This is a genomic window from Streptomyces sp. NBC_00631 (genome assembly GCF_045206895.1).
GTDB lineage: Bacteria > Actinomycetota > Actinomycetes > Streptomycetales > Streptomycetaceae > Streptomyces.
Genome location: NZ_CP107734.1, coordinates 6,719,079 through 6,737,610 on the forward strand (window position 1 = coordinate 6,719,079; position 18,532 = coordinate 6,737,610).

19 protein-coding genes are annotated in these 18,532 nt (G+C 71.2%); 12 read left to right on the forward strand and 7 right to left on the reverse strand.

What is annotated here, in order from left to right; translation table 11 throughout:
• The first annotated feature begins 73 nt into the window (after positions 1-73).
• The 3 genes from OHB00_RS31005 to OHB00_RS31015 all read left to right on the forward strand — a co-directional run bounded on the left by OHB00_RS31005 (position 74) and on the right by OHB00_RS31015 (position 3,264).
• Positions 74-1,447, forward strand: a complete 1,374-nt coding sequence (locus tag OHB00_RS31005; RefSeq protein ID WP_406439564.1) for an FG-GAP-like repeat-containing protein — start codon at positions 74-76, stop codon at positions 1,445-1,447.
• 148 nt (positions 1,448-1,595) lie between these two features.
• On the forward strand, positions 1,596-1,952 hold the full coding sequence (locus OHB00_RS31010; RefSeq protein WP_406439566.1) for a YciI family protein: 357 nt from the start codon (positions 1,596-1,598) through the stop codon (positions 1,950-1,952).
• Positions 1,953-1,995: 43 nt separating this feature from the next.
• Positions 1,996-3,264 carry an RNA polymerase sigma factor gene (locus OHB00_RS31015; protein ID WP_406439567.1) on the forward strand — a complete coding sequence of 423 codons (1,269 nt, stop codon included), beginning with the start codon at positions 1,996-1,998 and terminating at the stop codon, positions 3,262-3,264.
• A 6-nt stretch (positions 3,265-3,270) separates the two neighbouring features.
• On the opposite strand, the gene OHB00_RS31020 is transcribed toward OHB00_RS31015, so the two are convergent.
• A complete protein-coding gene (locus OHB00_RS31020) occupies positions 3,271-4,458 on the reverse strand; it encodes a THUMP-like domain-containing protein (RefSeq protein ID WP_406439569.1) in 1,188 nt (395 codons plus the stop codon).
• Between the two features lie 90 nt (positions 4,459-4,548).
• Between OHB00_RS31020 and OHB00_RS31025 the strand changes: the two genes are divergently transcribed.
• From OHB00_RS31025 to groL, 4 genes are all read left to right on the forward strand, one after another.
• On the forward strand, positions 4,549-5,439 hold the full coding sequence (locus tag OHB00_RS31025) for a polysaccharide deacetylase family protein (protein ID WP_406446064.1): 891 nt from the start codon (positions 4,549-4,551) through the stop codon (positions 5,437-5,439).
• A 59-nt stretch (positions 5,440-5,498) separates the two neighbouring features.
• Entirely contained in the window at positions 5,499-6,254 is a 756-nt protein-coding gene (locus OHB00_RS31030; protein ID WP_406446065.1) for a polysaccharide deacetylase family protein, read from the forward strand.
• Positions 6,255-6,630: 376 nt separating this feature from the next.
• Positions 6,631-6,939, forward strand: coding sequence for a co-chaperone GroES (gene groES / locus OHB00_RS31035; protein ID WP_004955293.1), 309 nt, complete (start codon positions 6,631-6,633; stop codon positions 6,937-6,939).
• A gap of 118 nt (positions 6,940-7,057) precedes the next feature.
• On the forward strand, positions 7,058-8,683 hold the full coding sequence (gene groL, locus OHB00_RS31040) for a chaperonin GroEL (RefSeq protein WP_406439571.1): 1,626 nt from the start codon (positions 7,058-7,060) through the stop codon (positions 8,681-8,683).
• Positions 8,684-8,791: 108 nt separating this feature from the next.
• Here groL and OHB00_RS31045 read toward each other — a convergent pair whose 3' ends face one another.
• From OHB00_RS31045 to OHB00_RS31055, 3 genes are all read right to left on the reverse strand, one after another.
• Complete coding sequence (locus OHB00_RS31045) at positions 8,792-9,499, reverse strand: ester cyclase (RefSeq protein ID WP_406439573.1); 708 nt, start codon at positions 9,497-9,499, stop codon at positions 8,792-8,794.
• 91 nt (positions 9,500-9,590) lie between these two features.
• The gene (locus OHB00_RS31050; protein ID WP_406439575.1) at positions 9,591-10,364 is read right to left on the reverse strand and encodes an SDR family NAD(P)-dependent oxidoreductase; all 774 of its coding nucleotides are present in this window, start codon (positions 10,362-10,364) and stop codon (positions 9,591-9,593) included.
• A gap of 97 nt (positions 10,365-10,461) precedes the next feature.
• On the reverse strand, positions 10,462-11,130 hold the full coding sequence (locus OHB00_RS31055) for an MOSC domain-containing protein (protein ID WP_406439576.1): 669 nt from the start codon (positions 11,128-11,130) through the stop codon (positions 10,462-10,464).
• A 79-nt stretch (positions 11,131-11,209) separates the two neighbouring features.
• On the opposite strand from OHB00_RS31055, the gene OHB00_RS31060 reads away from it, so the two are divergent.
• On the forward strand, positions 11,210-12,109 hold the full coding sequence (locus OHB00_RS31060; protein WP_406439578.1) for a LysR family transcriptional regulator: 900 nt from the start codon (positions 11,210-11,212) through the stop codon (positions 12,107-12,109).
• 104 nt (positions 12,110-12,213) lie between these two features.
• On the opposite strand, the gene OHB00_RS31065 is transcribed toward OHB00_RS31060, so the two are convergent.
• On the reverse strand, positions 12,214-12,543 hold the full coding sequence (locus OHB00_RS31065) for a WhiB family transcriptional regulator (RefSeq protein ID WP_133028812.1): 330 nt from the start codon (positions 12,541-12,543) through the stop codon (positions 12,214-12,216).
• A 381-nt stretch (positions 12,544-12,924) separates the two neighbouring features.
• On the opposite strand from OHB00_RS31065, the gene OHB00_RS31070 reads away from it, so the two are divergent.
• The 4 genes from OHB00_RS31070 to OHB00_RS31085 all read left to right on the forward strand — a co-directional run bounded on the left by OHB00_RS31070 (position 12,925) and on the right by OHB00_RS31085 (position 17,353).
• The gene (locus OHB00_RS31070) at positions 12,925-13,536 is read left to right on the forward strand and encodes a response regulator transcription factor (RefSeq protein WP_003948568.1); all 612 of its coding nucleotides are present in this window, start codon (positions 12,925-12,927) and stop codon (positions 13,534-13,536) included.
• A gap of 277 nt (positions 13,537-13,813) precedes the next feature.
• Positions 13,814-14,401, forward strand: a complete 588-nt coding sequence (locus OHB00_RS31075; RefSeq protein ID WP_089099378.1) for a sigma-70 family RNA polymerase sigma factor — start codon at positions 13,814-13,816, stop codon at positions 14,399-14,401.
• 185 nt (positions 14,402-14,586) lie between these two features.
• Positions 14,587-16,089 carry an IMP dehydrogenase gene (gene guaB / locus OHB00_RS31080; protein ID WP_406439580.1) on the forward strand — a complete coding sequence of 501 codons (1,503 nt, stop codon included), beginning with the start codon at positions 14,587-14,589 and terminating at the stop codon, positions 16,087-16,089.
• A gap of 139 nt (positions 16,090-16,228) precedes the next feature.
• Entirely contained in the window at positions 16,229-17,353 is a 1,125-nt protein-coding gene (locus tag OHB00_RS31085; protein WP_406439582.1) for a GuaB3 family IMP dehydrogenase-related protein, read from the forward strand.
• A 118-nt stretch (positions 17,354-17,471) separates the two neighbouring features.
• Here OHB00_RS31085 and OHB00_RS31090 read toward each other — a convergent pair whose 3' ends face one another.
• Both OHB00_RS31090 and OHB00_RS31095 read right to left on the reverse strand, forming a co-directional pair.
• Positions 17,472-17,747: a zinc ribbon domain-containing protein gene (locus OHB00_RS31090; protein ID WP_406439584.1), complete on the reverse strand. Its 276-nt coding sequence runs from the start codon at positions 17,745-17,747 to the stop codon at positions 17,472-17,474.
• Between the two features lie 225 nt (positions 17,748-17,972).
• Entirely contained in the window at positions 17,973-18,428 is a 456-nt protein-coding gene (locus OHB00_RS31095; protein WP_406439586.1) for a hypothetical protein, read from the reverse strand.
• Positions 18,429-18,532 lie beyond the last annotated feature (104 nt).

The window sequence follows — 18,532 nt, forward strand, 5'->3', positions numbered from 1 at the left end:
CCGTCGGGCAACCATCCGGGCACCCGGTGGGTCTGACGCGGTGACCAGTTCACCGTAAACGGGGGTTCCACCGGTGTTCTCCATTCGTTCGCACGCCCGCTGGGCGGTCCCGCTCGCGCTGACTTTGACGGCTCTCGGCACGGCCGTCCCCGTCGCCACCGCCAACGCCACCGGCCGGGCGGCACCGGCCGCACCCGTCCGGGAAGACTTCGACGGCGACGGCTACGCCGACCTCGCCGTCGGCTCTCCGGGTGCCACGGTGGCCGGACAGGCCAAGGCCGGTGCCGTGACCGTGATGTACGGCGGGCCGCACGGCCTGTCCACCGCTCGCCGTACCGTCGTCACCCGGGCCACCACCGGCGTCCCGGGCGGCCCCGCCAAGGGCCAGGGCTTCGGCGCCCAGCTCGCCAAGGGCGACCTGGACGGCGACGGCTACGCCGACCTCGTCGTCTCGGACACCGATGCCACCGCCGGCGCGGTGGTGCTCTGGGGCGGGCCGCACGGGCTGTCCGGCGGTACCGCGCTCCCGGCCAGCGACACCCAGACCGGCGACTTCGACGGGGACGGCCGGCTCGACCTGGCCCTGTTCCGCACGGGCAACGCCGTCGGCGACGACCCGGTGGGCACGACGGTCAGGATCTGGACCGGGCCGATCAGCCGGCAGGGCACCCCGGCCGCCGTGGCCGCCCTCCCCGACCTCGCCGAGGACGTGCGGGACGGCGTCGCCGGAGACGTGAACGGCGACGGCCGCACGGACCTGGCGGTCACCGCGTACTGCGGCGACGGGAACGACTGCTCCTACCTCTACCTCAGCGGGCCCTCGGGCCTCACCCGGGTCGCCGACACCCCCGGCGGCTCCGCCGTCGCGCTCGGTGACTTCGACGGGGACGGCTACGACGACCTCGTCTCCGGCTCTCCCTTCGGCGAGCGGATCCAGCTGGCGTACGGCTCGGCGCGCGGGATCGGCGGGCCGTCGACGTGGCGGACGTACTCGCAGGACACCGCCGGGGTGCCCGGCGCCACCGAGGAGGGAGACCTGTTCGGCTGGTCACTCGCCGCCGGGGACATCACCGGTGACGGCGTCGACGACCTGGTGGTCGGGGTGCCCGGCGAGAACGGCTCCCAGGGAATGGTCGACGTCCTGCGCGGCAGCCGCTCGGGCCTGACCGGTGCCGGTGCCCAGGGCTTCACCCAGAACACCAAGGGCGTGCCCGGCACGGCCGAGGCGAACGACTCCTTCGGCGCCACGGTCCGCCTCCTCGACATCAACGGCAACGGCTACGCCGACCTGGCCGCGGGGGCGCCGGGCGAGGACGCCGGGAACGGCGCGGTGTGGGAGCTGCGCGGCCGGCCGACGGGCCTGGTCACCGACGCGGCACTGGTCTTCGGGCCGCGCGCGGTGGGGGCGCCGTACGCGAAGGCGAGGTTCGGGGACGCGCTGCGCTGACGCCCGCGGCGGGGGCGGCCGACGCCCGCGGGGGAGCGGCGGAAAAAAAACTTCGGGGAATTCCGGCGGGCGTGTCGATCCCGGCGTTCCCCGTTCGACGCCAGGGTGAGATGCGGGGAGAGACCCCGCCAGAACCCGAGGAGTCACCATGCCCCGTTACCTGTCGCTCGTGCGGATCGACGAGACCGCCGCCCCCGCCGAGGGGCCCAGCGAGGCGCTGATGCAGCGGATGGGCGAGCTGATCGAGGAGATCACCAAGGCCGGCGTGATGCTGGACACCGCGGGGCTCACGCCGACCTCCCAGGGCACTCGGGTGCACTGGGAGGGCGGGAAGATCTCCGTCACCGACGGGCCGTTCACCGAGGCCAAGGAGGTCGTCGGCGGGTACGCGATCATGCAGTGCAAGGACAAGGCGGAGGCCCTGGAGTGGACCAAGCGGTTTCTCAAGGTCCACGAGGAGTTCTGGACGGTGACCTGCGAGGTCCGGGAGATCGCGGAGGGCTGATCCTCCTGGCGTACGTCCGGCGGTGGGTGTTGCATGGGGGGCTGTGAGCACACAGCCCCCCGCCGAGGCCGACCCCCGCCACGCCATCGAGACCGTCTTCCGGCTCGAATCGCCCCGCGTGATCGCCGGCGTCGCCCGGATCGTCCGGGACGTCGGCATCGCGGAGGAACTGGCGCAGGACGCGCTCGTCGCCGCCCTGGAGCAGTGGCCCCGGGACGGCGTGCCCGACAACCCGGGCGCCTGGCTCATGGCCACCGCCCGCCACCGCGCCGTCGACCTCGTCCGGCGCCGGGAGAACTACGCCCGCAAGCTCGCGGAGATCGGCCGCAGCGCGCGGACGGCGGCGCCGCCCGAGGAGCCCGCCGACCCGGACGACATCGACGACGACCTGCTCCGCCTGGTCTTCACCAGCTGTCACCCGGTGCTGTCGCCCGAGGCCCGCACGGCCCTCACCCTGCGCCTGCTCGGCGGCCTGAGCACGGCCGAGATCGCCCGCGCCTTCCTCGTCCCCGAGCCGACGATCGCCCAGCGCATCGTCCGCGCCAAGCGCACCCTCGCGACGAGGGACATCGCCTTCGAGGTGCCGTACGGCCCCGACCGCGAGGCCCGGCTCGGCTCGGTCCTCGACGTCATCTACCTGATCTACAACGAGGGGTACGCGGCCACGACGGGCGACGACTGGCTGCGTCCGTCACTGTGCGAGGACGCGCTGCGGCTGGCCCGGGTGCTGTCGGGGCTGATGCCGAAGGAGCCCGAGGTGCACGCCCTCACCGCCCTCCTCGAATTCCAGTCCTCCCGTACGGCCGCCCGCACCGGCCCCGACGGCGAACCGGTCCTCCTGCGGGACCAGAACCGCCGCCGCTGGAACCGGATGCTCATCGCCCGCGGCATCAGAGCCCTGGCCCGCGCGGACGCCACGGCGACCGGCGCCCCGGGGCCGTACGCCCTCCAGGCGGCCATCGCGGCCTGCCACGCGCACGCCTACACGTACGAGGAGACCGACTGGACGGCCATCGCCACCCTGTACGGCCTGCTGGCCGCCCGGTCCCCGTCCCCGGTCGTCGAGCTGAACCGCGCGGTGGCCGTGTCGATGGCCGAGGGCCCCGCGGCCGCCCTGGCGATCGTGGACCCGCTGACCGCCGAACCCGCCCTGCGCGACTACCACCTGCTGCCGAGCGTGCGCGGCGACCTGCTGGCCCGCCTCGGGCGTACGGACGAGGCCCGCGCGGAGTTCGAACGGGCCGCGGGGCTGGCGCGCAACGAGCGGGAACGGGAGCTGCTGCTGGCCAGGGCGCGGGAGTGCGCCGCGTAGCCGGCCTCAGGACGGCCCGGCAGCCGGCCGGGCGGGGCGGCCGACGAGCATGGTGGGCGCCCCCGCCACCCGCGTCAGGAACACGGTCGCCGCGTTCGGGCCCTGCGGCTTGACCTTCCTGCGCAGCTCCTCCGGCTCCACGGCCGAGCCGCGCTTCTTCACGGTCAGGTTCCCGACCTCGCGCTCGCGCAGCAGCGCCTTCAGCTTCTTGACGTTGAAGGGGAGTTCGTCGGTGATCTCGTACGGTGTCGCGTAGGCGGAGGGCCGCAGGGTGTCGGCCGTGACGTAGGCGATCGTCGGGTCGATCAGGCCGCCGGCGAGTTCCTCGGCCGCCTCGGCGACCAGGTGGGCGCGGATGACGGCGCCGTCCGGCTCGTAGAGGTAGCGGCCGACCGGGCGGACGGCGGGGTCGGGCAGGCCCCGGCCGAGCAGGGTGCGGGGGCCGGGGAGGAGGGTGGCGCGGACCGCCCCGGGGGCACCGGTGCCGAACCAGAGGACGGCTTCCTTCACGTCCCCCGCGTCCGAGATCCACTCCGCCTCGGCGTCCGCCGGGACCGCTTCGTGCGGGATGCCGGGGGCGATCTTCAGCGCGGCCACCCGGGCGGTCGCCGCGGTTGCCACCGCCCAGGACAGGGGCGGTGAGTAGGCCTCCGGGTCGAAGATGCGGCCCCGGCCGCCGCGCCGGGCCGGGTCGACGAAGACGGCGTCGTGGCCGGCCGTGTCCACCTCCTGGACGTCCCCCTCCCGGACCTCGATCAGCTCGGCGAGCCCGAGCGCGTCGGCGTTCGCCCGGGCGGTGGCCGCCGTCACCGGATCCCGGTCCACGGCGAGGACCCGGATCCCGGCCCGTGCGAGCGCGATCGCGTCCCCCCCGATCCCGCAGCACAGGTCGGCCACCGAGGCCACCCCGAGCGCCCTGAGCCGCTGAGCCCGGTACATGGCGACACTCGCCCGCGTCGACTGCTCCACCCCGTTCGGGGTGAAGAACATGCGGCCCGCGTCCGCCTCCCCGAACTTCGCCGCCGCCCGCTGCCGCAGCCGGGCCTGGGCCAGCGCCGCCGACACCAGCTCGGCGGGGTGCTCGCGGCGCAGCCGGGTGGCGACCGCGAGCTCGTCGGCGGGCGCGGTGCCGCGCACCTCGTCGAGGAGGGCGCGGCCCTCGGGGGTGAGGAGGGGGGAGAGGTGGTCGTTCACCGGGTCATTGTCGGCCAGTCGGTGGATGGTTCGCCGCCGGCCGCGGTTTCTGCCGGGGTTGCGGGGAGGGGGCTGGAAAGATCCGACACCATGCGAGCAGTCGTACAAAATGACAAAAATAGGGTGGTTTTGGCCATGGCTGCCCTCACCGCCGCGGCCGCTGTCGCCGTCGTCTCCGGCTGCGCCGGACCGGTGGACGAGGCCGAGGTCCGCCCCGCCGCGGGCCAGCAGGCCCACCGGGCCGCCGTCCCGGACTCGCACGCCGCCCTGGCCGCCGCCGCCCGGCGCTGGGGGCTGGACGCGGTCCCGCTGCGGCCCCCGGCCCCGCCGAAGCACAAGCCGAGGATCACCGCTCGCGACGGCTTCGAGGTGGACGGCCAGGTGGAGGACGACCTGCCCCCGGTCTTCACCACCGTCCCCACCAGGAAGAAGGTCGTCTTCCTCACCATCGACGACGGCGCCGAGAAGGACCCGGACTTCCTGCGGATGATGAGCGAGCTGCGGATCCCCTACACCGCGTTCCTCAGCAACTACCTGGTCAAGGACGACTACGCCTACTTCCGCCGGATGCAGGCCGAGGGCCACACCCTCAACAACCACACCCTCACCCACCCCTACCTGCCCGGTCTGACCTACGAAGAGCAGAAGCACGAGATCTGCGGCATGCAGGACATCATGAGGAGGGAGTTCGGCAAGGCGCCGACGGTCTTCCGGCCGCCCTACGGCAACTACAACGGCGACACCCTGCGGGCCGCCAAGACCTGCGGCATCAGGTACGCGCCGATCTGGGACGAGGAGGTGTTCGTCGACCACTGGGAGTACCGCGAGTGGGACCGCAGCCTGCACCCCGGTGACATCGTCCTCACGCACTTCCGGGGCCGTGACGACTGGGACGGCACCATGGTCGACGACATGCGCCGCTTCCTGAACAAGGTCACCCGCGACGGCTACGCGGTGGCGCGCCTGGAGGACTACCTGTGAGCCGACCGAGGGCGACGGCCGCTTTCCCGGCCGCCGCCCTCCTGGCCGCCGCCCTCCTCATGTCGGCCTGCGCCCCGTCCGTCGACCCCATCGAACGGCTCGGCAGGAAGGCGGCCGACCGGGTGCACCCGCACGGCCCGGCCGGCGAGCCGACGTACCGCCAGTGGGGGCTGGCCGCGCCCCTTCCCCCGGCCCCGCGCCCGCCGCTGCACCCGCTGTCCTTCCGCACCGTCCTCCCCCCGGTCGTCGACCACATCCCCACGTCCGACCGGGTCGTCTTCCTGACCTACGACGACGGCGCCGAGAAGGACCCCCGCTTCGTCGACATGGTCCGCGAACTGCGCCTGCCGGTGAGCATGTTCCTCACGGACAGCGTGGTCGGCCCCGGCTACGGCCACTTCGCCCGCCTCCAGTCGGTCGGCGCGAGCGTCCAGAACCACACCCTCGACCACCCGGCCATGCCCGGCCTGCCGTACGCGGGCCAGCGCGCCGAGATCTGCGGCCAGCAGGAGAAGCTGAAGTCCCGCTTCGGCATCCGCCCCCGCCTCTTCCGCCCGCCCTACGGCACCTACGACACCACCACCCTGCGCGCGGCGGCCGACTGCGGTGTCACGGCGGTGGTGCTGTGGCGGGCGGCGATGACCCCCGACGGCATCACCTACCGGAGCGGGGACAAGCAGCTCCACCCCGGCGACATCATCCTGGTGGGCCCCGACGAGGCCCTCGGCCCGCCCCTCAGAGAGCGCACCGCCAGGCTGCTGCGCAGGGTGCAGGCGGCCGGTCTGACGGTGGGCCGGCTTGAGGACTACCTGTAGGCAGTTTTCCGGCCGACGACGCCGCTCAGCCACACATCCAGCCCGTCCGGCCGCCCGCCGACGACGGCCTCGCCACCAAATCCAGCCCGTCCGGCGCCTGAGGACGAGGCCGAAGGCCGAAGGGGGGCCGGGGGCGCAGCCCCCAGGGACGGCCACCACAACTCCGGTCACCCCGGATTTTTTCGGCGCCGCGCCGCAGGCAATTGGCACTCCGCTTGACCGAGTGCTAATCGCGGTCATAGTCTCGGCACTGGCACTCGGCAGATGAGAGTGCCAACAACGCGACGGGCAGGTCCGGCACCCGCGACGACGGATCCACCTGGTCGCCACCTCAGACAGTTAACCCCGTGAGATCTCCGAAGGGGGAGGTCGGATCGTGACGACCGCCAGCTCCAAGGTTGCCATCAAGCCGCTTGAGGACCGCATTGTGGTCCAGCCGCTCGACGCCGAGCAGACCACGGCCTCCGGCCTGGTCATCCCGGACACCGCGAAGGAGAAGCCCCAGGAGGGCGCCGTCCTCGCCGTGGGCCCGGGCCGTTTCGAGAACGGCGAGCGCCTGCCGCTCGACGTCAAGGTCGGCGACGTCGTGCTCTACAGCAAGTACGGCGGCACCGAGGTGAAGTACAACGGCGACGAGTACCTCGTCCTCTCGGCTCGCGACGTGCTCGCGATCATCGAGAAGTAGTTCACCTCAAGCACATCCTGCTTTGAGCTGCGCCCCTGGCCCCCGCGACCTTGTGAAGCCGGGCGTCAGGGGCGCGGTTCGTTTCACCCACGCTTTCCGAGAGGGCTGAACCGCTCCCATGGCGAAGATCCTGAAGTTCGACGAGGACGCCCGTCGCGCCCTTGAGCGCGGCGTCAACAAGCTTGCCGACACGGTGAAGGTGACGATCGGCCCCAAGGGCCGCAACGTCGTCATCGACAAGAAGTTCGGCGCCCCCACCATCACCAACGACGGTGTCACGATCGCCCGCGAGGTCGAGATCGAGGACCCGTACGAGAACCTCGGCGCCCAGCTGGTGAAGGAGGTGGCGACCAAGACCAACGACATCGCGGGTGACGGTACGACCACCGCCACCGTGCTGGCCCAGGCGCTCGTCCGCGAGGGACTGAAGAACGTCGCCGCCGGTGCCTCCCCGGCCGCCCTGAAGAAGGGCATCGACGCCGCGGTCGCCGCCGTCTCCGAGGACCTCCTCGCGTCGGCCCGCCCGATCGAAGAGAAGTCCGACATCGCCGCCGTCGCCGCGCTGTCCGCCCAGGACCAGCAGGTCGGCGAGCTCATCGCCGAGGCGATGGACAAGGTCGGCAAGGACGGTGTCATCACCGTCGAGGAGTCCAACACCTTCGGCCTGGAGCTGGACTTCACCGAGGGCATGGCCTTCGACAAGGGCTACCTGTCCCCGTACTTCGTGACGGACCAGGAGCGCATGGAGGCCGTCCTGGAGGACCCCTACATCCTCATCAACCAGGGCAAGATCGCCTCCATCGCCGACCTGCTCCCGCTGCTGGAGAAGGTCATCCAGGCGGGCGCCTCCAAGCCGCTGCTGATCATCGCCGAGGACGTCGAGGGTGAGGCCCTCTCCACTCTCGTCGTCAACAAGATCCGCGGCACCTTCAACGCGGTCGCGGTCAAGGCCCCCGGCTTCGGCGACCGCCGCAAGGCGATGCTGGAGGACCTGGCGATCCTCACCGGCGGCACGGTCATCTCCGAGGAGGTCGGCCTCAAGCTCGACCAGGTCGGCCTGGACGTGCTGGGCTCCGCCCGCCGTGTCACGGTCACCAAGGACGACACCACGGTCGTCGACGGTGCCGGCGACTCCTCGGCCGTCACCGGCCGCGTCGCCCAGATCAAGGCCGAGATCGAGAACACCGACTCCGACTGGGACCGCGAGAAGCTCCAGGAGCGCCTCGCCAAGCTGGCCGGCGGCGTGTGCGTGATCAAGGTCGGCGCCGCCACCGAGGTGGAGCTGAAGGAGAAGAAGCACCGTCTGGAGGACGCCATCTCCGCGACCCGCGCCGCGGTCGAGGAGGGCATCGTCTCCGGTGGTGGCTCCGCGCTCGTCCACGCCGTGAAGGTCCTGGAGGACAACCTCGGCAAGACCGGCGACGAGGCCACCGGTGTCTCCGTGGTCCGCAAGGCCGCCGTCGAGCCGCTGCGCTGGATCGCCGAGAACGCCGGCCTGGAGGGCTACGTCATCGTCTCCAAGGTCGCCGACCTGGAGAAGGGCAACGGCTACAACGCCGCCACCGGCGAGTACGGCGACCTGGTCAAGGCCGGCGTCATCGACCCGGTCAAGGTCACCCGCTCCGCCCTGGAGAACGCCGCCTCCATCGCCTCCCTGCTGCTGACGACCGAGACCCTGGTCGTCGAGAAGAAGGAAGAGGAAGAGGGCGCCGCCGCGGGCCACTCCCACAGCCACGCCCACTGAGCAGTCTCTGAGACTGCAGTCCCTGAGGCAGCAGTCTTGAGGAAGCCCCCGTCCCCGGTCGTCCGCCGGGAACGGGGGCTTCGCCCCTCGCGGGCTTTCACTGTGGGCTCAGTTCTCCAGCTCGTCCAGTGCTCCGAGCTGACCCATCAGCCCCAGCCGGTCGTACTGCCACCAGCCCTCGGCGATCTTTCCGCCGGCGTCGAAGCGGTGGACGGTGGTGCCGGTCATGGTGGCCTGCCGGCCGGTGTTCGGCAGCCCCAGGAACTCCGCCTTCTGCACGCCCGTCCAGAGCCACCGGGTGCACACCCGGTCGTCCTGGGCGATCTGGTCCTCGATGAGGAACGCGAAGTCGAAGGCGGCCCGCCACATCCCCACCTCGCGCCGCATCGCGTCCATGCCGATGGTGTCCTGCTCATTGGCCGGATCATGGTCGTGGTAGCCCTCAGCGAGCAGACCGTCCAGCGGAGCCAGCGGGCCGGCCGCGGCGAGCGTCCCGAAGAACCGCCGCGAGGTGTCGGCGAACAGCCGCTCGTCGCGCACCACGTCCAGATCGGTGAAGGTCGGCGTCCCCTCGCAGAGCGCCAGCAGCTCGTGGAACACCTTGTCGGTCTCCGGGAGACGCGAGTTCCGCATCGCCTCCTCGTACGACGGGAACTCCACGATCTCCACGACGTGCTCAGCGTCGGTGCGGTCCTTGCCGACCAGCGTGTGCGTCGCCGTCCGCTTCCCCTTGGTCTGCTCGACCCACCTGTCCATCAGGCGGTCCATCTCGTCGAACCGCCTGGTCCTGCACTCGATGAGCTGCACGAACGTCATGAAACCGCCTCCGGCCCCCCTGCGGGCGCGACCGAACGACACCATCGTCTCACCGGGCCGGTCCGCACCGCGCGCGGTGCGGACCGGGGCCCTACCGCGGCCCGTACTTGCGCCCCGTCTTCGAGCTGATCCCGCCCACCAGGCCGCGCGGGGCCATCTTCGCCAGGCCCGTGAGCACCTTGTACCGCGGGTCCGGGATCGACAGCGTCTTCCCGCGCCCGAGGTCGGCCAGCGCCGCGGCGACCAGCTTGTCGGCGTCCAGCCACATCCAGCCCGGGATGTTGTCCGTGCCCATCCCGGCCCGCTGATGGAACTCCGTACGCACGAAACCCGGCGCCAGCGCCATCAGCCGGACGCCGCTGCCCGCGAGATCGCGCGCCGCGCCCTGGGTGAACTGCACGACCCACGCCTTGGAGGCGCCGTACGTCCCGCGCGGCACGAAGGCCGCCACCGACGCCACGTTGACGACCCCGCCGCGGCCGCGTTCCCGCATCGCCTCGGCCGCCGCCGCGGTCAGCCGCAGCACCGCCTCGCAGTGGACCTTGAGCATGCGCAGCTCGTCGGCCATCGGCACATCGAGAAATTGGCCCTTGTTGCCGAAGCCGGCGTTGTTGACCAGCAGGTCGACCGGGTTTTTGCGGTCGCCGAGCCGGGCGGCGACCGACTCGATGCCGGCCTCCTCGGCCAGGTCGGCGGTGAGCACCTCCGCCTCGATGCCGTGCCGGTCGTGAAGCTCGGTCGCCTGCTCGCGCAGCCGTTTGGTGTCCCGCGCCACCAGGACGAGGTTGTGCCCGTCAGCAGCCAGCCGCCGCGCGAACGCGGCACCGATCCCCGCGGTCGATCCCGTAATCAGAGCCGTTGTCATGGACCAAGGGTAGTTACCCGGACTGACGGCGTCCGCTGTGCGCACCGGCTCTCCCGAAGGGTGAAGCACCGGTGAACGGCGTGCGCGTGACGGCCGTTCAGCCGCCCTGTGCCGCGACGTACTTCCGCGCCTGTGCCAGCGCCTCCGGATGCAGCGCCGCGCCCGCCGCGAGCAACCGGGGCAGCAGCTCGCGCTCGGTGGTGATCGCACGGAACTGTATCGCCGCCGTCACCCCGTGCTCCGGCCGGTGGATGATCTCGACCGGGTCCCCGGCCCGGATCTCACCCGGTTCGATCACCCGGAGGTAGGCACCGGTCGCACCCTTCCGCGTGAACCTCTTCACCCATCCCCGCTCGCCCAGATGGCCCTGAAAAGTGCGGCACGGGATGCGCCCGGAGGTGACCTCCAGTACGAGCCCGGAGCCGATCCGCCAGCGCTCGCCGATCAGCGCATCCGACACGTTCAGCCCGTTTGTCGTGAGGTTCTCACCGAAACAGCCGCTCGGCAGCGGGCGGCCGAGCTTCCTCTCCCAGACGTCGAGGTCCTCGCGCGCGTACGCGTACACGGCCTGGTCGTCGCCGCCGTGATGACGCAGGTCGCAGACCGCGTCCCCGGCCAGACCGCTGCCCGCGACACCCTTGGGGCCCGGCGCCGCCACCCGCACCGGGCCGTCCACCGGCCGCTTGTCGATGCCGGTCACGCCGTCCACCTGGTCCGAGTAGGGCACGGCACGCGCGCGTCCCAGGTTCACCGAGAGAAGCTCCATGCTCCGACGGTAGGGGACACCTCTCAAAGCGTCGACCCATTATCGAGCGGTACATCCAAGGTCGCCTTATGCTCGAAGGGTGATCGAGGCACGTCATCTCCGCGTCCTGCGCGCCGTCGCCACCACCGGGTCCTTCTCGGCGGCGGGACGCGAGCTGGGCTGCACCCAGCCGGCCGTCAGCCAGCAGATGAAGGCTCTGGAGACCTCGGTGGGCACCCCGCTGCTGGTCCGCAACGGCCGCGAGATGCGTCTGACCCAGGCCGGCGAGGCCCTGGTCAGGCACGCCTCCGGGATCCTCGCCGGGCTCACCGCCGCCGAGGAGGAGGTCGCCGCGATCGCCGGGCTGCGCGCGGGCCGGGTGCGCCTGGTCTCCTTCCCGAGCGGCAGCTCCACCCTGGTGCCGACGGCGCTCGCCGCGCTGCGCGCCGCCCATCCCGGCACCCGCGTCTCCCTGGAGGAGGCCGAGCCGCCGAAGTCCGTGGAGCTGCTGCGCGCGGGAGACTGCGACATCGCGCTGGCCTTCCGCTACGAGGGCGCGGCGGACACCGGGGAGTGGGACGACCTGGTGGTACGGCCGCTGCTCACCGACCGGCTCGTCGGCCTGCTCCCCGAACGGCACCGGCTCGCCCGCGCGGACTCCGTCGCCCTCGGTGAACTCGCCGACGAGCCCTGGATCGCGGGCTGCCCGCGCTGCCGGGGGCAGCTCGTCCAGGCATGCGAGAGCGCGGGCTTCACGCCCCGCATCGACTTCGCCACCGACGACTACCCGGCCGTGGTCGGCCTGGTCGGCGCGGGTCTGGGTGTCGCCGTCCTGCCCCGGCTGGCGATCGACTCGGTACGGCCCAGAGGCGCGCGCACGGTGGCGCTGGAGCCCGCGGTACGGCGGGAGATCGTCGCCCTCACCCTGCCGGACCTGGCACAGGTGCCGGCTGTGGCGGCGACGCTGGAACAGCTGGGCCGGGCGGCCCGGCGGACATGACGAAAAGTGCGGGCACGCCTGCGTGCCCGAGCGTCAGGCACGCGTGCGTGCCCGGGCGTCGGCAGATCACCAATAGATTGTCAACGAATTGCAGAAACGTTCTTTCATGTGTCGGAGGCGGGGTCGCCGCTGGTTGTCGACGCCGACACCAGCCTGTTGCGCGCCCGCCCCATGAGCTCTTCGCGCTCGTCCTCGGTCAGGCCGCCCCACACGCCGTACGGTTCGCGGACCGCCAGCGCGTGCGCCGCGCACTCCGCGCGGACCGGGCACCTCATGCAGACTTCCTTGGCCGAGTTCTCACGGGCACTCCGAGCCGCCCCGCGCTCGCCCTCGGGATGGAAGAAGAGCGAGCTGTCGACCCCACGGCAGGCAGCCAGGAGCTGCCAGTCCCACAGGTCCGCGTTCGGTCCGGGAAGGCGGGAGAAATCTGCCATTACGTGACCCCTTGTAGCCGTTCTGGGCGGATACGGTGCCAACGACCGTACATCTCCGGTCTAGAGAGATGAAAATATGACTCATTGGCAATCTAGCCCCAGACACTGAGAAACAGGAAGAAAAAGGGCTAAATGGGGCATTGCTTGTGATGAAAAGTTGAGGGTCTGACGTCCATGTCTGCACCGTGTCCGTCCCCTCACGTAGAGTGCCGAAGACGGCATGCAGCCCCGTAACTCTTTCGAGTGACCGTCGTTGAGAGTGCGGTGGCGGTTGAAGCAACAAGCCCTCGGGCAGGCGTCCGAGACGTTCGACCGCACAGGTGACGAATCCGTACCAGCCTGGAGGCTCAAGGTGACGCGCATCAGCTGCGGAGGGCGGTCATGACATCCGTCCTCGTCTGCGACGACTCCCCGCTTGCCCGAGAAGCGCTGCGCCGCGCGGTGGCGACCGTGCCCGGTGTCGAGCGCGTGACCACGGCGGCCAACGGCGAGGAAGTCCTCCGCCGCTGGGGCGCCGACCGATCCGACCTGATCCTGATGGACGTGCGCATGCCCGGACTGGGCGGCGTCGAGACCGTGCGCCGGCTGCTGTCCGCCGACCCCGGCGCGCGCATCATCATGCTCACGGTCGCCGAGGACCTGGACGGCGTGGCCCTCGCCGTCGCCGCCGGCGCCCGCGGCTACCTGCACAAGGACGCCTCGCGCGCCGAGCTGCGGGCCACCGTGACCCAGGCCCTCGCCGACCCGACCTGGCGACTGGCCCCGCGCCGCCTCCGCTCGGCCGAGATGGGCGCCGCGCCCACCCTCACCGCACGCGAGATCCAGGTCCTGGAGGGCATGAGCCACGGCCGCTCCAACGCAGAGATCGGCCGCGAGCTGTTCCTCTCCGAGGACACCGTGAAGACCCACGCCCGGCGCCTGTTCAAGAAGCTCGGAGCCTCCGACCGCGCCCACGCGGTGGCCCTCGGCTTCCGCTGGGGACTGGTCCGTTAGTACGGCGGTGAGCTGCGCCGCAGCGCGGAAGCGGACCGACCGGACGCCCCCGCCTACCTCACGGTGGGCGGGGTCCGCAAGGCGGAGTGCCAAAGGCCCGCTGCTCGTTTCGGCGCGGATGCCGCATCCTTGAGGTGTGGAGTCTCTCGGGGACGAGTCGTTCGAGCGGAAGGGGAGGGCGCAGGAGATGAGTTCCAGCGCACCTGCTCATAACGCTTCGGTGCACAAGGACGGACGCGATGCCACGCCGCCGACGGCAGCAGGGCACCATGGACCGATGCGCGACGACGAGGCGGTCACTGCCGTAGGGACCATCGGTGCTCTCGTCCATCGCGCCGTGGACGGGGACGAGCAGGCCACGCACGACCTGCTCGCCCATGTCCACCCCCTCGCGCTGCGCTACTGCCGTACCCGCCTGTCCCGCCTCCCGGGCGATGCCAGGCACTTCGTCGAGGACCTCGCCCAGGAAGTCTGCGTCGCGGTCCTGCTGGCCCTGCCCCGCTACCGCGACACCGGCCGCCCCTTCGAGGCCTTCGTCTTCGCGATCGCCTCCCACAAGGTCGCCGACCTGCAGCGCGCCGCGATGCGCCACCCGGGCTCCACGGCCGTCCCCTCGGACGAGATGCCGGAACGCCCCGACGACTCGCTCGGCCCCGAGGAGCGCGCGCTGCTCAGCAGCGACGCCGAATGGGCCAAGAAACTCCTGGCCAACCTCCCGGAGAACCAGCGCGAGCTGCTGCTGCTCCGCATCGCCGTGGGCCTCACGGCCGAGGAGACCGGCCAGATGTTGGGAATGTCACCGGGCGCGGTGCGCGTCGCCCAGCACCGGGCGCTGAGCCGGCTGCGGGCGCTGGCGGAACAGTAGGCGGCAGCGGCCGGACACCAAGTGGCAGGGGCCGAACGGGTTCAGCCACCCCCGATGAACAGGCGCACCCCCGTTTCCGTACGAACATACGAAGCCCGCAGCTGAGTCGTACCGTGGAATTTGGGGCCCATGCTTCCCGTTAGCATGGACATCCGCACCGTTCAAGGCCATTTGGGGAAGGTGTCATGACTGCCAACGTCGACGGAGTGCCCGGAAAATTCGCGACACTCGGGCTGACCTACGACGACGTGCTGCTGCTGCCGGGTGCATCCGAGGTGCTCCCCAACGCGGTCGACACCTCGTCCCGTATCTCCCGCAACGTCCGGGTCAACATCCCGCTGCTCTCCGCGGCGATGGACAAGGTGACCGAGTCCCGCATGGCCATCGCGATGGCCCGCCTCGGCGGTGTCGGCGTGCTGCACCGCAACCTCTCCGTCGAGGACCAGGTCAACCAGGTCGACCTGGTCAAGCGGTCCGAGTCCGGCATGGTCACCGACCCCATCACGGTGCGCCCGGAGGCGACCCTCGCCGAGGCCGACGCGCTGTGCGCCAAGTTCCGCATCAGCGGCGTGCCCGTCACCGACCCGGCCGGCAAGCTGCTCGGTATCGTCACCAACCGTGACATGGCCTTCGAGTCCGACCGCAGCCGCCAGGTGCGCGAGGTCATGACTCCGATGCCGCTGATCACCGGCAAGGTCGGCACCTCCGGCGTCGAGGCCATGGAGCTGCTGCGCAAGCACAAGATCGAGAAGCTGCCGCTCGTCGACGACCAGGGCATCCTCCGGGGTCTGATCACCGTCAAGGACTTCGTCAAGGCCGAGAAGTACCCGAACGCGGCCAAGGACGCCGAGGGCCGCCTCCTCGTCGGTGCCGCCGTGGGCGCCAGCCCCGAGGCCCTGGAGCGCGCCCAGGCGCTCGCCGAGGCCGGTGTGGACTTCCTGGTCGTCGACACCTCGCACGGCCACAACAGCAACGCCCTCAGCTGGATGGCGAAGATCAAGTCGAGCGTGGACGTCGACGTGATCGGCGGCAACGTCGCCACCCGCGACGGCGCGCAGGCCCTCGTCGACGCCGGTGTCGACGGCATCAAGGTCGGCGTGGGCCCCGGTTCGATCTGCACCACCCGGGTGGTCGCCGGTATCGGCGTCCCGCAGGTCACCGCCATCTACGAGGCCTCCCTCGCCGCCCGCCCCGCCGGCATCCCGCTCATCGGCGACGGCGGCCTGCAGTACTCCGGCGACATCGGCAAGGCCCTCGCGGCCGGCGCCGACACCGTGATGCTCGGCAGCCTGCTCGCCGGCTGTGAGGAGTCCCCCGGCGAGCTGCAGTTCATCAACGGCAAGCAGTTCAAGTCGTACCGCGGCATGGGCTCGCTCGGTGCCATGCAGTCCCGGGGCCAGGGCAAGTCGTACTCGAAGGACCGCTACTTCCAGGCCGAGGTCGCCTCCGACGACAAGCTCGTGCCCGAGGGCATCGAGGGCCAGGTGCCCTACCGCGGCCCGCTGGCCAGCGTCCTGCACCAGCTCGTCGGCGGTCTGCGCCAGACCATGGGCTATGTGGGCGCGGCCACGGTCGACGAGATGGAGTCCAAGGGCCGCTTCGTCCGCATCACCTCCGCGGGCCTCAAGGAGAGCCACCCGCACGACATCCAGATGACGGTCGAGGCGCCGAACTACAGCAGCAAGTGACCCGCACGCGCGAGCCGTGAGTGACCCGCACGCGCGCGTGAAGCTCTTCCAGGGCGGTCCCGGACGTACCGGGGCCGCCCTTGTCGTACCCGTCGGCGATACTGGAAGACGCTGAAACGCAGAGGGAAAGGCCACAGACGTGACTGAGATCGAGATCGGGCGCGGCAAGCGCGGCCGCCGGGCGTACGCCTTCGACGACATCGCCGTCGTCCCCAGCCGCCGTACGCGGGACCCGAAGGAGGTCTCGATCACCTGGCAGATCGACGCCTACCGCTTTGAGCTGCCGTTCCTGGCCGCCCCCATGGACTCGGTCGTCTCCCCGGCCACCGCGATCCGTATCGGCGAGCTCGGCGGCCTGGGCGTCCTCAACCTGGAAGGCCTCTGGACGCGGTACGAGGACCCGCAGCCGCTGCTCGACGAGATCACCGAGCTGGACGCCGACGCCGCCACCCGCCGCCTCCAGGAGATCTACTCCGCCCCCATCAAGGAGGAGCTGATCGGCGCGCGCATCAAGGAGGTGCGCGACTCCGGCGTGGTCACGGCGGCCGCGCTCTCCCCGCAGCGCACCGCGCAGTTCTCCAAGGCGGTCGTGGACGCGGGCGTGGACATCTTCGTCATCCGCGGTACGACGGTCTCCGCGGAGCACGTCTCGTCCTCGCACGAGCCGCTGAACCTGAAGCAGTTCATCTACGAGCTCGACGTCCCGGTGATCGTCGGTGGCTGTGCCACCTACACGGCGGCTCTGCACCTGATGCGCACGGGCGCGGCGGGCGTGCTCGTCGGCTTCGGCGGCGGCGCCGCCCACACCACGCGCAACGTCCTCGGTATCCAGGTCCCCATGGCCACCGCGGTCGCGGACGTGGCCGCGGCCCGCCGCGACTACATGGACGAGTCCGGCGGCCGCTACGTGCACGTGATCGCCGACGGCGGCGTCGGCTGGTCCGGCGACCTGCCCAAGGCGATCGCCTGCGGCGCCGACTCGGTGATGATGGGCTCCCCGCTGGCCCGTGCGACCGACGGTCCGGGCAAGGGCCACCACTGGGGCATGGAGGCCGTCAACGAGGAGCTTCCGCGCGGCAAGAAGGTCGACCTCGGCACGGTCGGCACCATCGAGGAGATCCTCACCGGACCGTCCCACACCCCCGACGGCTCGATGAACCTCTTCGGCGCCCTGCGCCGCGCGATGGCCACCACCGGCTACAGCGAGCTGAAGGAGTTCCAGCGCGTCGAGGTGACGGTGGCGGACTCGCAGCACAAGCGTTGACTTGCTCCTCGGGCTGAAGCCCGAGGATTCTGGCCTTCTCGACTGGAGGCTGTGCCGCATGCGGCACGGTTTCCGGTCGGGAATCCGTGGCTTCCTGTTTCTGCGCGCTGTGCCGGGATCACTCCCGGTCTTGCCGCGCTCCGCAGGCCGGCACCGCCCATCCGGCGGCCGTCTTCAGGTTGATCGCGGCGTTGTGGCCCCGGTCATGGACGCTGCCGCAGGCGCTACAGGTCCACTCCCGCACGTTCAGGGGTTTGGGCCCGTCCACGGCGCCGCAGGCGGAGCAGGTCCGGGAGGTCGGTTCGAACCGGCCGACCTTCACCAGGGTGCGGCCGTACCGTTCCGCCTTGTACGCCAGCATTCTGATGAACGCCGACCACCCGGCGTCGTGCACGGACTGGCCAGCCTCGTACGGGCCAGTCCCACCACCGACAGGTCCTCCACGGTGATCCCTTGGTTCTCGGAGATCAGCTTCGTGGAGAGCTGGTGCCGGTCTGAAGGCCGGAGCACGGCGAATGAATCCCGGTAGCCGCCGCGCGACGGACGAACGAAGGGCCGGTCGTCCCGGGTGGGTGACCGGCCTTTTCGCCCACGCGTCCCCTTCACCCCCGCGCGCCGGTCAGCGAGCCGCCTTCTGTGCTCCCGAGAACGCCGCCCAGGCCGCGATCGCGAAGAAGACGAAGGTCAGCGGGTCGGCCTCCGCCTTCCACGCCTGCTGGACGATGTCGAGGTGCTGGAAGAACAGCTCCGAGAAGGACATGCCGATCTGGTCGGCGCCGATCATCGCCTCGCCGACCAGCTGGCCGAGGTAGACGGAGCCGAGGGCGAGGACGGTCGCGGCGATGGCGAGTACCGGGCTGCGGCCGCCGCGCTTTCCGGCGGCCACGCCGATGACGAAGCCGACACCGACGGCCGCCCAGCCGATCTCGTGCTTGGTGAGGCCGATGACCACGCCGTAGAGCGCGGCGGCGGCCACGCCCGCGAGGGCGGCGGCGACCAGGCCGAGCCCCGTGTTGCCCCGGGCCGGCGCGGGCGCCTGCTGCTGGGCGGCCATATCCGAATCTGACTGGCTCATGACAGAAATCCCCCCTGATGAACCACTGGCACAACAGTGAAACAAAGAGACGTGCGCACATCTGCGCGACGAGTGAGGGGAGACTAACAGGCGCCTGTGACAAC